General features: G+C 62.6%; 12 protein-coding genes. 8 read left to right on the forward strand and 4 right to left on the reverse strand.

Features of this window, described 5'->3' with window-relative positions; all coding sequences use genetic code 11:
• The 3 genes from chcC2 to RR1_RS06080 all read right to left on the reverse strand — a co-directional run bounded on the left by chcC2 (position 1) and on the right by RR1_RS06080 (position 3,447).
• On the reverse strand, positions 1 to 1,737 hold the full coding sequence (chcC2, locus tag RR1_RS06070; protein WP_010837764.1) for a 4-oxocyclohex-2-ene-1-carboxylate 5-dehydrogenase: 1,737 nt from the start codon (positions 1,735 to 1,737) through the stop codon (positions 1 to 3).
• Between the two features lie 79 nt (positions 1,738 to 1,816).
• Positions 1,817 to 2,266, reverse strand: a complete 450-nt coding sequence (locus RR1_RS06075; protein WP_010837765.1) for a Zn-ribbon domain-containing OB-fold protein — start codon at positions 2,264 to 2,266, stop codon at positions 1,817 to 1,819.
• A complete protein-coding gene (locus RR1_RS06080; RefSeq protein WP_010837766.1) occupies positions 2,266 to 3,447 on the reverse strand; it encodes a thiolase family protein in 1,182 nt (393 codons plus the stop codon). The genes RR1_RS06075 and RR1_RS06080 overlap by 1 nt, the downstream gene beginning before the upstream one ends.
• Before the next feature lie 138 nt (positions 3,448 to 3,585).
• Here RR1_RS06080 and RR1_RS21595 point away from each other — a divergent pair, with 138 nt between their 5' ends.
• The 8 genes from RR1_RS21595 to RR1_RS06115 all read left to right on the forward strand — a co-directional run bounded on the left by RR1_RS21595 (position 3,586) and on the right by RR1_RS06115 (position 11,757).
• Complete coding sequence (locus RR1_RS21595) at positions 3,586 to 4,689, forward strand: CoA-binding protein (RefSeq protein WP_169847029.1); 1,104 nt, start codon at positions 3,586 to 3,588, stop codon at positions 4,687 to 4,689.
• A 92-nt stretch (positions 4,690 to 4,781) separates the two neighbouring features.
• The gene (locus tag RR1_RS21600) at positions 4,782 to 5,765 is read left to right on the forward strand and encodes an acetate--CoA ligase family protein (protein ID WP_143153729.1); all 984 of its coding nucleotides are present in this window, start codon (positions 4,782 to 4,784) and stop codon (positions 5,763 to 5,765) included.
• Between the two features lie 9 nt (positions 5,766 to 5,774).
• Positions 5,775 to 6,284 carry a MaoC/PaaZ C-terminal domain-containing protein gene (locus RR1_RS06090; RefSeq protein WP_010837769.1) on the forward strand — a complete coding sequence of 170 codons (510 nt, stop codon included), beginning with the start codon at positions 5,775 to 5,777 and terminating at the stop codon, positions 6,282 to 6,284.
• Between the two features lie 4 nt (positions 6,285 to 6,288).
• On the forward strand, positions 6,289 to 7,470 hold the full coding sequence (locus tag RR1_RS06095) for an acyl-CoA dehydrogenase family protein (RefSeq protein WP_040772742.1): 1,182 nt from the start codon (positions 6,289 to 6,291) through the stop codon (positions 7,468 to 7,470).
• Positions 7,471 to 7,650: 180 nt separating this feature from the next.
• Complete coding sequence (locus RR1_RS06100) at positions 7,651 to 8,751, forward strand: C4-dicarboxylate TRAP transporter substrate-binding protein (protein WP_010837771.1); 1,101 nt, start codon at positions 7,651 to 7,653, stop codon at positions 8,749 to 8,751.
• A 124-nt stretch (positions 8,752 to 8,875) separates the two neighbouring features.
• A complete protein-coding gene (locus tag RR1_RS06105; protein WP_010837772.1) occupies positions 8,876 to 9,331 on the forward strand; it encodes a TRAP transporter small permease subunit in 456 nt (151 codons plus the stop codon).
• A complete protein-coding gene (locus RR1_RS06110) occupies positions 9,324 to 10,838 on the forward strand; it encodes a TRAP transporter large permease (protein ID WP_238558972.1) in 1,515 nt (504 codons plus the stop codon). The genes RR1_RS06105 and RR1_RS06110 overlap by 8 nt, the downstream gene beginning before the upstream one ends.
• A gap of 205 nt (positions 10,839 to 11,043) precedes the next feature.
• Entirely contained in the window at positions 11,044 to 11,757 is a 714-nt protein-coding gene (locus RR1_RS06115) for a FadR/GntR family transcriptional regulator (protein WP_010837774.1), read from the forward strand.
• 141 nt (positions 11,758 to 11,898) lie between these two features.
• On the opposite strand, the gene RR1_RS06120 is transcribed toward RR1_RS06115, so the two are convergent.
• Positions 11,899 to 12,717: an IclR family transcriptional regulator domain-containing protein gene (locus RR1_RS06120; RefSeq protein ID WP_010837775.1), complete on the reverse strand. Its 819-nt coding sequence runs from the start codon at positions 12,715 to 12,717 to the stop codon at positions 11,899 to 11,901.

Here is a 12,717-nt window from a genome sequence, read left to right on the forward strand (position 1 = left end):
TCACACTCCTTTGAGAGCGGCTTCCCGGGCCGGTGCGTTCCGACGCAGGTCGGCCAGTCGGGCGGCGTCGCGACCGATCGTGTAGCCGAAGACGAGCGCGGGACCGATGTTCGCACCGTAGCCCGGATATCCGCCGCCGAAGATGCTCACTGCTGCGGAACCAGCGGCGAACAGGCCGGGGATGGGCTGCTTGTCCTCGTCGAGGACCTGGCTGTGCCTATCGACTGCCAGCCCGGAATACGCGCCGAGATCACCCATCTCGATCCTGGCCGCGTAGTACGGGCCCTTGTCGAGCGGTGCAAGGTTGGGGTTCGGCTTGTGTTCCATATCGCCCTTGAAGTGATGGAACCAGTTGGAACCGCGGCGGAACTTCGGGTCTTCCCCCTTCGCCGCACCCGAATTGAACTCGGACAAAGTATTTTTCAGCCCGGTATGGTCGACGCCGATTTTTCGTGCCAGTTCTTCGACCGTCGCTGCCTTGTGGAGGAACCCGGTCCGCTTGAAGTAGGTCTGCGGTATCGGCCACGGCTTGGCGTACCCGATGCCGTACTTCCGCATCGCTTTCGAATCGGCGACGATGTACCCGATCGTTCTGTCCTCACCGACGTTGTCATCGATCATCGCCATTCCGAAGTCGTGGTACGAACTCGACTCGTTGGCGAAACGTTCGCCCCTGCGGTTGACGGCGATCAACCCCGGGAGGCCGAACGCCCTCAGGTGGGGAAAGACCCGCGTCTTTCCGCGAAGACCGGTGAACACGGTGACAGGTGCCCATGCGGCGGGTTCGTGCACCCTCGTATCGACATGTCCGCCGAATGGCGCTGCGAGTCGCACGTTGTCGCCATCGTGTCCGACCGTCGGTGTGAAGTGATTGTCTCCGCCCGGATCGTGGCGCCAGTACTGGGCACGCAGGGAGGGATCTGACGAATACCCTCCCGCTGCGATGACGACGCCGAGTCGCGCTTCGACTGTGCACGCGTGGTCTCCGCCGAGCACGGCACCGCTGACGACTCCGTCGTCATCCTGCAGGATCTTCGTCACGGGGGTCCCTGTCCACAGACGGATACCGAGCTTCGCGGCGGAGGAGACCATCCGGACCATAAGCGAATTACCGTTTGTGCGGTCGAACGAACGCCGGAACGCCACCGTTTCGACCCACGTCTTGAGTAGCTTCTTCGACACGTAGACGAAGGACCTCAACGACTGCTTCGCATGAAGGAACTGCGCGATGTCGGGTCCGACCTCCGGCATGTAGCCGAAGACTGTGTACGTATCGAGATAGGGGCGCAACCGTAGCCGGTTCGCGCCGAGCGTGCGAGCATCGACGGCTTTGCCGGAGATCGCGCGCCCGGACGCCTTCGCGCCAGGGGCGTCCATCTGATAGTCGGGAGCCATTTCGGGATAGACGAACTCGACGTCGGTCTCCCGTTCGAGCCAGCTGATGGCTTCGGGTACTTCGTCGAGGAAGGTCTCCACCATCTCGGCCTTGAAGCAGTCCTTGGACAGTGCCTTGATGTACGTTTCGACCTCTTGGCGGGTATCGCCCTCCGCAACGCCCTGCTTGTTCCCCGGGACCCACGCCCACCCCCCGGAGATCGCGGTGGTTCCGCCGAGCCATTCGGACTTCTCCGCGACGATCACACTGTGACCCTCGCTTGCTGCTTTCACTGCCGCGGCCATACCGGCGGCGCCGGATCCGATGACGAGCAGATCACATTTTGCAGTCTTCGAGTTCATCTTTGGTTCCTTTGCAGTGGAGTGCAATTCAGCTTGCTCGCTTTCTGGCTGTGCACATGCTCGGTGGGGCGGACGAAGATCAGGCGTGGTCGAGTGATCGACACGGATCGATTCCGTCGAGCGGACGGGCGGCGTAGGAGATGTGATCGGTGTACCTCACCACGATGAGTTCGATCCTGTCCTCGGTCCGGACCTCACGGTCGCCCCACAGGCGAGTGGCGAGGCGCAGCCCCTCGTCGAGATCGACGACGCACACTCGATAGGGCACGTCCCGAACGAAGGCGCTCGGGGCGGCGTGGATAGTGGTGAACGAGTAGAGCGTGCCCCTGCCGCTCAATTCGACCCAGACGACCTCGTGATCCCAGGTGTGTGGATCGATAGGCTTCGGGGGAAAGGTGGGCCGACCGGTCGTGGCGCTCGCGGTGGTGATCAGTCGTCCTGCTCCGAGCGCGTCCCAGAACGGCTTGGTCGCCTCGGTTACTCGCTGAGGATACGGATGCCGAGCGTCGACATCGATGATCGGAATCATCAGTGCACTCCTTCCAGGATATGTACCAGAGCGGCGTTGTAGTTTCCGAGTTCGGCGCTGGTCAATGCCAGTTCGGCACCGTGGACCTGGCGCTGGCCAGCGGTTCCGCGCAACTGGTCGAATACTTCGACGAAGCTGTAAAGCGGAGTGACGTATGCGGGATGTCCCCGAGATGTGAGGCCACCAGAAGTGCAGATCGGGATATCGCCGCCGAGGCTCGTACGGCCCTCGGCTGCGAAACGAGCCCCCTCGCCCCGCGGAGTCAATCCCAGGGCCTCCGCCGCCAAGACCTCGACGATGGTGCACGGTGCGTAGATCTCTGCGAGATCGAGGTCGCCCGGTGCGATCCCGGCCCGAGCGAACGCCTGCCGACCTGCGGCCTGCGCAGCTTCGAGCGCGATCATGTCGTTGGGCACTTCGCTGATCTGATGGGCCCCCTCGTGATGAAAACCGCGGGAGCGGACTTTCACGTACGGCCGACGAAGAGACTTTGCGACATCTTCCTCGGCCAGTACCAAGCACACGGCGCCGTCGCTACGGGGCGGCACCTCGTAGAGCCCGAGCGGCTCGACGATCATCGGCTGAGCCAGCACATCGTCGAGGGTGATCGATGTGCGAAATTGGGCAAGCGGATTCAGTGCCGCGTGACGGCGGTTCTTCACGGCCACGGCAGCGAGCTCATCCCGTGAGGAACCGTACTCGTGCATGTAGCGAGTGGCGTCCATTGCGTACCACGCGATGGGGGTGATACCGAACGGAGCCTGGAAGTCCACATCGCCCACCGCGCGCATCGAGCTCATCATGTGTTCGCGCGCCGGGATCGCTGTTTCGAAGTTGATGCCAAGTGCCAGAGACACCTTCGACCGACCGAGCAGTATGTCGTTTGCGGCCTGCTCGAAGGCGAATCCGCCTGTCATGCCGTTGCCCAGGACCTCCGAGACGTTCCCCGAGCAGGGAAGACGTAGATAGTCGGCCATGAAGGTGGCGAAGTACTTCTGGGCGGTGTAAGGCCGGGGCTGCGCGAAAGTCATGCCTTGAATATCGGATTTATCGACCCCCGCTTCCGTGACGGCTCGAACGACGAGGCGAGCCAGCACCTCATGCTCGAGTACCTGGACAGCTGCGTCGGCGGCGCTCTGCCACTTGCCGACAGGCAGTGCGGCGGCACCGATGATGGTCACGGTTTTTCCCACGTGCGAACCCTTCTCCCGGCTCGGTCGACGACGGACGCGAAGTGATCCAACCCCTTGACAGACCGCATTGTGAGCTAGACCATATCAATGGATGGGCCAATGCGCCGGATGGCCGAAGGAGGATTTGTGACCCATACGATCGAGAGAGACGTGTTCTCTCATCAGGACCTCGACGGTCTGATCAACCCGCAGGTGATCGCCGTGGTCGGCGCTTCTGCCACGCCGGGTGGATTCGGGCAGCGGACGATGGAGAACCTCAGGCACTTCACCGGCCGGGTGTACGGGGTCAATCCACGTTATGACGCGGTGGAAGGCCGGCCGTGCTTTCCGTCTCTGGACGAACTCCCCGAGGTCCCCGACTGCGTAATTGTCTGTGTAGCAAAGCCGCTCGTGCTTCGGACGCTCGAGGACGCCGCCCGAGTCGGGGCCCGAGGGGCTGTTGTCTACGCGTCGGGATTCAGCGAGACGGGATCGGACGGTGGTGTCGTCGACCAGGAAGCGATCGCGGAACTGTCGCAGCGGACCGGACTGCGGGTTGCGGGGCCGAACTGTGTCGGTCTGACCAACGTCGCCTCCGGCGGCGCCATGAACTTCATGACAGACGCGGGCGCCGTCATCGAGGGCGCTGCCGGGGACATCGCCATCGTGTCGCAGAGCGGTGCATTGGGTTACACGGTCCTGCAGGGCGTTCAGCGTGGGATCGGGTTCAGCCACTATCTGGCCTCGGGGAACTCTGCTGACGTCGATGTGTGCGATTTCATCGCCTACCTGGCCGAGGAGCCCACCGCCAAGGTGATCATCTGTCTGATGGAGGGGGTCAAGAGCGGCGCACGATTCCTGCAGGCGGCCCAACGAGCCGAGGCGGCAGGCAAGCCACTGATCGTCTACAAGGCCGGAAACGGGGAAAAGAGCGGACTTGCCGCGATGTCGCACACCGGTACCCTCGCCGGCACTACGGCTGCGTACGCTGCTGCGTGCGAACGCGCTGGCGCAGTCTGGGTCGACAACCTCGAATCCTTGACCGAAGTTGCATCGTTCTTCGCCAAGAATCCCGGCGGCCCCATCGCGCCCGGCGTCGGGATCATGTCGACATCCGGTGGTGCCGGGGTGATCAACGCGGACAAGGCCGAATACCACGATCTCGACCTCTCGCCGCTCGATCCTTCCACCAGTCGGGCACTGAGCGAGGTCGTGCCGGCGTTCGGGCGATCGGCAACCCAGCGGACCTGACAGCCGAGGTGCTCAAGGACGTCGCGACATTCTCGCACTGTCTGGACGCCTTCACGTCGGATCCCGGTCTCGGGGCGGTCGTGGTCCCACTGGTGTTCGCGCACGAGACGACGACAGGCGTACGAGCATCACTGCTCAGTGAGGTGAGCGCCCGCACTGGAACGGCAGTCGCCGCCGTCTGGATGAACGAATGGCTCGAAGGGCCGGGTAGCCGAGCCCTCGACAGCGATCCCTGCGTGACTCTGTTCCGGTCTGCCGCACGGTGCATGCAGACTATTTCGCTCTGGCAGAACTGGCACCACCGACGACGAATCCTCGACGGCCTCGCTCTCCCGGAACGAATCTCGGATTCCGGTGCCGAGGCGGTCGCCCGAGCTGTCCTCGCGGCCACCGATGCCGAGTCGCCACCTCCAACCGAGCAGCAGGCCAAGGCCCTCCTTTCCGCCTACGGCATCACCGTGCCCCGCGAGTCGGTCGCGACCACACCGAGCCAGGCTGTGAGCCTGGCCGAACGCTTCGGTTATCCCGTCGTCCTCAAGGTCTCCTCACCGGACATTCAGCACAAGACCGAGGTGGGTGGTGTCAGGCTGAATCTAGCTACTGCGGAGGAGGTTCGGCTAGCAGCGGCCGAAATACTGGACAACGCAAGAATTCTCGAGCCGACGGCGCGCATAGATGGTGTCAGTGTGCAGACCATGATCGGCGCCGGCGTCGAAGTACTGCTCGGAGCTCGGATCGATCCACAGTTCGGCCCGATGATCACCGTGGGCGCCGGAGGCATCTTCGTCGAGCTGCTCCGTGACGTCTCGACGCAGTTGGCGCCGGTGACACCCGAGATCGCACGCCGCGCCATCGAATCGCTCCGCCTGCACAAGATCCTCACCGGACTGCGCGGGGATACCGGCTACGACATCGAGGCCCTCGTCGATACGGTCGTCCGATTCTCGGAAATGGTGAGTGACCTCGCGGACGAACTCAGCGAGGTCGATGTCAATCCGCTCATCGTCGGACGCGCAGGGGCGATCGCCGCCGACGCACTCATCGTGCCCAGCCATTCGGCAGCGCTCACCGTCTAGGAGAAGATCATGGGCAAATGCGTCGAAGAATTCGTCGTCGGGGAGGTGTCATCCAGTCCCGGGCGCACAGTTACCGAAACCGATATCGTGCAGTACTCCTGGGTGTCCGGCGACACCAATCCCATGCATACCGATGCCGAATACAGCGCCCGCTCACCCCTGGGAAGGCGTATCGCGCACGGAACACTGGGGATGTCGATCTGTACCGGTCTCAGCGCCCGAATGGGTCAATTCGACGGTACTGCCATAGCCGCACTCGGTGTCGACGAGTGGCGGTTCCTCGCGCCCATCTTCATCGGCGACACCGTATACCTGCGAACCACGGTTCTTTCGGCTCGAATCAGCGCCTCCAAGCCGGACCGCGGAGTGGTGACCCGGCAGATGGAGCTACTCAACCAGCACGGCGACGTCACTCAGCGAGGCCTGATGAGAACGATGGTCTACAGCAAAGAGGGTTTGGCGGCCGTCACGTCTGATGAACAGCACAACTCCGCAACAGCATTCGCCACAGAAGGATGACACGATGACCACCGCAACCATCCCGCAGCGTGCGGGCCTGATCAACACCGCCGGACTCTCCGACGAGCAACTCATGATCCGTTCCAGCGTGCTGGACATCCTTCGGGCGACTCTGCCGCTGGACAGCATCGGCCAACTCGACGATCAGCGCCGGTTTCCGGAAGAGGCATATCAAGCTCTCGCCTCGTCTGGCTACCTCGCCATCCCGTTCGAGGAAGAATTCGGTGGTGCCGGGGGAAACTACAAGGACCTGACCGTTCTCATGGAAACCCTCGGCTATCACTATTCCGGCATCGGCCAGGGTGTGATGACCACCTTGATCTACGCAGGTGGCCACGTTGCCAAGTTCGGTTCGGAGGAGCTCAAGCGGCGGATTCTTCCGCAGATCATCGAGGGCAAAGTCAAGCTCGCACTGGCGATGTCAGAGCCGGGTACCGGTTCGGATGTCGCCGGCCTCGAGACCAAGGCGGTGCGGCAGGGTTCCGGGTACGTCCTTTCCGGCACCAAAGTGTGGATCACGTGCGCTCACGTGGCCGACTACATCGTCGTCATCGCCAAGACGGATCCCACCGCACCCCGGCACCAAGGATTGAGCACTTTTCTCGTCGACGCGAAGGCTGCCGGGGTGACGATCAGTCCGCTGTCGATGCTCGGCCGCCGCACGACTCATGCCAACGAAGTCGTTCTGGACAACGTCTTCGTTCCTGAGGAGAACCTCATCGGCGAGGAGAATCAGACATGGAAGAACATGATGAAGTGCTTGGCCGTGGAGCGTCTGGCACTGGCGGCGATCTCGGCCGGTCACTGCTTCCGGATCACCGAGTACGCCCAGGACTACGCCAAGAGCCGTGCCCAGTTCGGCCGCCCGATCTCGGACTTTCAGGTCACTCAGCACAAGCTGGTGGACATGCGCATCATGGCGGAGACTGCGCGTCAGTCGGTGTACCGAGTCGCGGAACTCCTCGACGCGGGCCACGACGCCATCGAAGAAACCTCGATCGCCAAGATCGTGTGTACCGAGAACAACTTCAAGTGCGCCGATATGGGCCTGCAGATTCTCGGCGGTGCCGGTTACTCCATGGAGTACGACATGCAGATGTTCTTCCGCGATTCCCGCGTCGGCCCTATCGGCGGCGGCACCAACGAGATTCAGCGAAACGTGATCGCCAAGCGGATGGGGCTTTGAGTCTTCGGATCGACAGTTCGCCACAAGCAATGGGTCGGAGCGACCCGAATCCGGTCGACTCGAGAGAAAGGCGAGAAAGCGATGAGGCGAACGACACGCGCCACCCGAGTACGGGGGCGCTTTCGAGTCGGCGCAGTCGCCTTGGCGGCACTGGCACTCCTACCTGCGTGCGGCACCGCGATGGGAAGAGACACCGATGCAGGAGCGCCACTGGTTCTTCGCTACGCGGACTACACCAATGCCCATTCGGGTGACGGCTTTCGGGCCTTCGCAGCGGAGGTCGCCGATCGTTCGGATGGACGGATTGCGTTCGACGAGTACTGGGGTGGCAGCCTGCTCAAAGGCAACGACATGGCTTCGGGCGTGCGCGGTGGCGTGGCAGACATTGGAATGTTCACCGCTACTTACTATCCCAGTGAATTCCCTCTCACCGAGTGGCTGACACGGCTCGGAAACTTGGCGGACACCAGCTTCCCGAACGGTGTGATGCAAGCCAACGCCGCCCAGGCGGACTTCGCGCTGTCCAGTGAGGCCGTCAACAACCAGTTCGACGGTCGCGGAATGAAGCTCTTGTTCTCGGCTCATCCGATCACCAAGTACGACATCCTCTGCACCACACCGGTGACCACGCTGGCGGACGCGGCCGGCAAACGTATCCGATCCGGTGGTGGGTTGTGGGACGACGAGGCTCGTGCGCTGGGGATGACCCCCGTGAACATGTCGATCGGCGAGACGTACGAGGGGCTGGAGCGCGGTGTCATCGACTGCACACTCGCCTCCCCGAAGACCGTGACTTCCTACGGTTTCTGGGAGGTGGCCAAGCATCACACCAGCCTTCCCTTGACCGGCATCAATGCCCAGTACGCCGTCATGAACAAGCAAGTGTGGGAGGCGCTCCCGGTCGAGGATCAGCGTCTGATCTGGGATGCCACCTACCAATGGTTCGAGGGGTACCTCGAGTACGAAGGGCTCGGGTTGGAGAAGGTGCTCGTCGAGACCGGAACCGATAAGCACGGGTTGGCGTTCCATGACCCGGATGACGATCTGCTTCGCGCTGTACAGACGCAGCAGTCCGAGGTGCGTGAGTCGATGCCGTCGACCGCACCGGATTCCGCCGGGCCCCCGGACGACATCATTCGGAACTACAAGGACACCATGGCCCTGTGGCATGAGCGCCTGTCGGCGATGGATCTGACCCGCACCACCCAGGACGGCCGAATGGATCTCACTCGGTACGCCGCCGAGGTCCGCAGCGAGGTCTTCGATCGACATCGGCCCTAGCCTGCCCGGCAGTCACCACCTGTCCCCCGCAACAACGCGGATGGAGTCCGTCATGGAATCTTCCCCCACAACACCTCGAGCGCCGATCTCCGTAATACACAGGCTGTCCACATTTTCGGGCGCTGTGGCCGGAGTCATCGTCCTGGTTCTGACAATCCAGATCGCAGCAGACGTTCTGTCTCGCAACGTTTTCAACCAGCCGATCCCCGGTACCCTCGAACTCACCGCAAATCTGTTCATGCCGCTGATCGTCTTCCTGTCTCTCGCCTATGCCGAGTATGCGGGCGAGCATATCCGCGCGACGATCATCGTCGGCAGTCTGACCGGGCGCACAGCGCTCGCGACGGAGTTGATCGGACGGATCGTCACGCTACTGGTCGTTCTCGCGCTGACCTACTACGCGGTGATCGGGGCGATCTACGCCACCGAACTTCGGTTGGAGGTGCTCGGTGCGATCACCTTGCCCGTGTGGCCGGTGCGCATCCTCGCTGCAGTCGGCTTGATGCTCTTCGCAATTCAGCTGACTGCCTCGATCGTCATCGTCGGTGCCCAATCGACCCAGAGGAAAGTCCATGACTGAGAGCCTTGCCGCAGAACACACTTCAGCTCTGAAACGGGATGAGAAGGTGGTCCGGGGTCGACCTCCTCGCCGCGCCGGTGGGCGCGCGAACCGGCTCATGTTCGTCGTCGCCGCTATCTCGTGCCTCTCGATGGCTGCTCTCTTCCTGGTAGAGATGTCCGATCCCGTGGTCGGAATAGTCGTGATCGCGGCGACCATCCTGCTGATGCTCACCGGCGTCCCAGTGGGCATCGCAATCCTGGCGGCGGGCGGGCTGGGTATGTGGCGACTCGCCGGATTCGACGCGATGGCCGTCACTTTCGAGGATGTGCCGTTCGCTACGGCGGCTAGCTGGAGTTTGAGCGTCATACCACTGTTCATCTTCATGGGCATCGCGATGGGCAAATTCAATCTGACGACTCCCCTGTTCGATGCGGCGCGGCAGTGGTTGGGAAAACTGCCAGGTGGGCTGGCGATCGCGACGAACTTCGCAGGTGCGGGGTTGGCCGCAGCCAGTGGCAGCTCCATCGCAATCTCGTACGCACTCGGCCGCGTCGCCATCCCGGAAATGCTGCGGGCGAACTACCGGCCGTCCCTGGCTGTCGGCGTCGTCGCCATGGCGGGCACCCTCGGCATGCTCATACCACCGAGCGTCGTCCTCGTTGTCTATGCGGGCGCGGCGGGCACGCCGATCGGGCCCCAACTACTGGCTGCGTTGATTCCAGGATTGGTGCTGGCGACGGCATTCGCCGTTCTGATTCTGATTCGCTCGATCCTCGACCCCACGCTCGCCCCACGAGAAGACACGGGCGACATCACGTTGCGGTCGCGCGTCACATCACTGGCGGGCGTCGCGCCGGTGACGACAATCGTCGTCGTCATGGTCGGCGGAATGTACATGGGGTTCTTCACGCCGACAGAGGCCGGCGCGTTCGGTGCACTGCTCGCTGTGATCCTGGGCTGGTTGTTCGGTGGTGATCGGAACGTACACAGGCTCGGAAAGACGCTCGTGGCCTGCCTGCGTGAAACTGTTGCCGGCGTAGCGGCGATCTTCCTGCTGCTGATGGGCGTGCATGTCCTGACCCGCGTCGTAGCGTTGTCGGGCCTGGCCGACATCATGGCAGATGCGGTGACCAGTATCGGTTTGTCGCGCATTGCTTTTCTCTTCGTTCTGGTTGTCGTCTTCTTGATCTTGGGGATGTTCATGGACAGCCTGGCGATGATCTTGTTGACGGTCCCGGTTCTGCTACCAGTGCTGACCGCACTGGACATCGATATGATCTGGTACGGCGTCTTCATGGTGATCCTGGTCGAGATCGGAATGGTGACACCGCCTATCGGAATGCTGAGTTACATCGTGCATCGACTCGCCCAGAATCCCGAGGTCAGTCTCGGCCGCACCGTCCGGTTGACAGAAGTGTTCAAGGGAACCGCATGGTTCGTCATCGCCGGACTAGTAGTCCTGACGGCGCTCATATTCTGGCCCGAGATCGCGTTGTGGCTGCCGGGCCAGTCCAACGCCGGGTAGTCACGCTGTAATCGTGTCGCACGGATCGGGGTCGTGGAGATCGGCAGAGGGCCACTGAAGTGCCGCTCCGAAGTCGGACCGACTGTTGGGATCGCCCTGCGATCGTGGCGAACCGCTAGGGTGGCACAGCAATGGTTGAACCGCCCGTCCGACTTCCCGCGAGCCTCGGCGTCGAGCGGGAGGCCATTCTGGCAGGAGGACTTCAGTGGCTGCAGAGCTGACATTCGAGCCCGCGAAGACGCGGCGCGCCTTCGACGACATCATCGACCAAGTTCGTGATCGGCTCCCGTCGGGTCAGCTTCGGCCCGGCGACAAGCTGCCCAGCGAACGCGAGTTCGCCGAGCAGCTCGGTGTGAGTCGGAACACTGTTCGAGAAGCTCTTCGAATGCTCGAGATCTCCGGGTTGATCGTCCTGAAGAAGGGACATACCGGCGGGGCTTTCGTGGTGGATACCACGTCGCATGTGGTGGCCCAAGGAATTCTGGACGGGATGACTCTGACGCGATACTCGCTCTCGGATCTCACCGAGGCGAGGATCGGGCTCGAGAGCTTGATCCTCGCGAGGGTGTGCGAGCGCGCAACTCGGTCAGAATTCGACTCTCTTGAAGAGATTGTCGAACGCACCGTGGCTATCGATGCGGACACTCGATGGCGTGACAAGATGAAGGTCCATCTCGAATTCCATCAGAAACTGACCGAAGCCGCCCACAATCCGATCCTGACAATCCTCATCCAGCCGCTTCTGGAAATCACTCACGAGTTGACACTCCGGGTCGGTCCATCAGCGGAGGATTACATAATCGAGTCGCGATATCGACTTCTCGATGCTCTTCGCAGACGAGATTCGGATGCCGCAATATCGGAACTAGAGTGGTATCTCGCGAAGCTGCAGCAACGGTGGATGGGAGGAACGGACTAACGGGTTGACAGATCCCTGCGCCGTGCTGTTCGAGGCGCCCATGCATCGAGGCGTCGGGGCGTTCTGACTGATTGTCGGGGAATGTCACCATGGCCGGGTAATCGTTGCGATGGCGCGTATCCGGTCAGGTATGACTACCGGTTACCCGTCATGTCGAGGCGTGCGAGGCTGAATGCGGGCGAGATCGGCCGAAATGTCCGCTGCAGCCGCGACGACGGCCGGTACGAGTGAGTCGTGTACCGCGTCGAGCGTGTACCGCGCTGCTTGAGTGGAGATGTTGACGGCTGCGACGACGGCTCCGTCGCGGTCGCGAATCGGCGCGGCGAGCGACCGCAGGCCTTCTTCGAGTTCTTCGTCGACGATCGAGAAGCCGTCCGATCTCACGTTCGCGAGTTCGTTTCGGAGTGCGGTCGGGGACGCGAGCGTGCGCCCGGTGAGCGGAGTGAGTTCCACCGCGCCGAGGTAGGCGTCCAGTTCGACGTCGCCGAGTCCGGCGAGCAGCACCCTGCCCATGGACGTGGCGAACGCGGGAAACCGCGTACCGATCGTGATCGAGACCGTCATGATGCGTCGGACCGGGACACGTGCGACGTAGACGACGTCGCCATCGTCGAGGATCGAGACCGAGGTCGATTCGTGGACACTTTCGGAGAGCGCCTCGAGGTGAGGTCCGGCGATATCGGGCAACGACAGACTCGACAGATAGCTGTAGCCCAGGTCGAGCACCCGTGGAGTGAGCCAGAACGCGGAACCGTCGCAGCGCACGTACCCCAACTCGGTGAGCGTGAGCAGGAAGCGCCGAGCCGTCGCTCGGGTCAGACCGGTGGCGCGTGCTACCTCGCTCAGTGTTCGACGCGGGTGCTCGGCGTCGAACGCCTTGACGACCGACAACCCGCGCGCCAGAGACTGCACGTAGTCGGTAGAGGAGCTTGTCGGTTCGGGCGGGCTGGTCTCCGTCAC

Origin of the sequence: Rhodococcus rhodnii NBRC 100604 (genome assembly GCF_001894925.1) — a bacterium.
Classification (GTDB): domain Bacteria; phylum Actinomycetota; class Actinomycetes; order Mycobacteriales; family Mycobacteriaceae; genus Rhodococcus_F; species Rhodococcus_F rhodnii.

What these genes read in the sequence shown, in the direction of transcription:
- RR1_RS06090 (WP_010837769.1), top strand. Translation starts at nt 5,775, where the DNA reads ATGGGCAAATGCGTCGAAGAATTCGTCGTCGGGGAGGTGTCATCCAGT.
- chcC2 (WP_010837764.1), bottom strand. Translation starts at nt 1,737, where the DNA reads ATGAACTCGAAGACTGCAAAATGTGATCTGCTCGTCATCGGATCCGGC.
- RR1_RS06100 (WP_010837771.1), top strand. Translation starts at nt 7,651, where the DNA reads ATGGGAAGAGACACCGATGCAGGAGCGCCACTGGTTCTTCGCTACGCG.
- RR1_RS06095 (WP_040772742.1), top strand. Translation starts at nt 6,289, where the DNA reads ATGACCACCGCAACCATCCCGCAGCGTGCGGGCCTGATCAACACCGCC.
- RR1_RS06075 (WP_010837765.1), bottom strand. Translation starts at nt 2,266, where the DNA reads ATGATTCCGATCATCGATGTCGACGCTCGGCATCCGTATCCTCAGCGA.
- RR1_RS06110 (WP_238558972.1), top strand. Translation starts at nt 9,324, where the DNA reads ATGACTGAGAGCCTTGCCGCAGAACACACTTCAGCTCTGAAACGGGAT.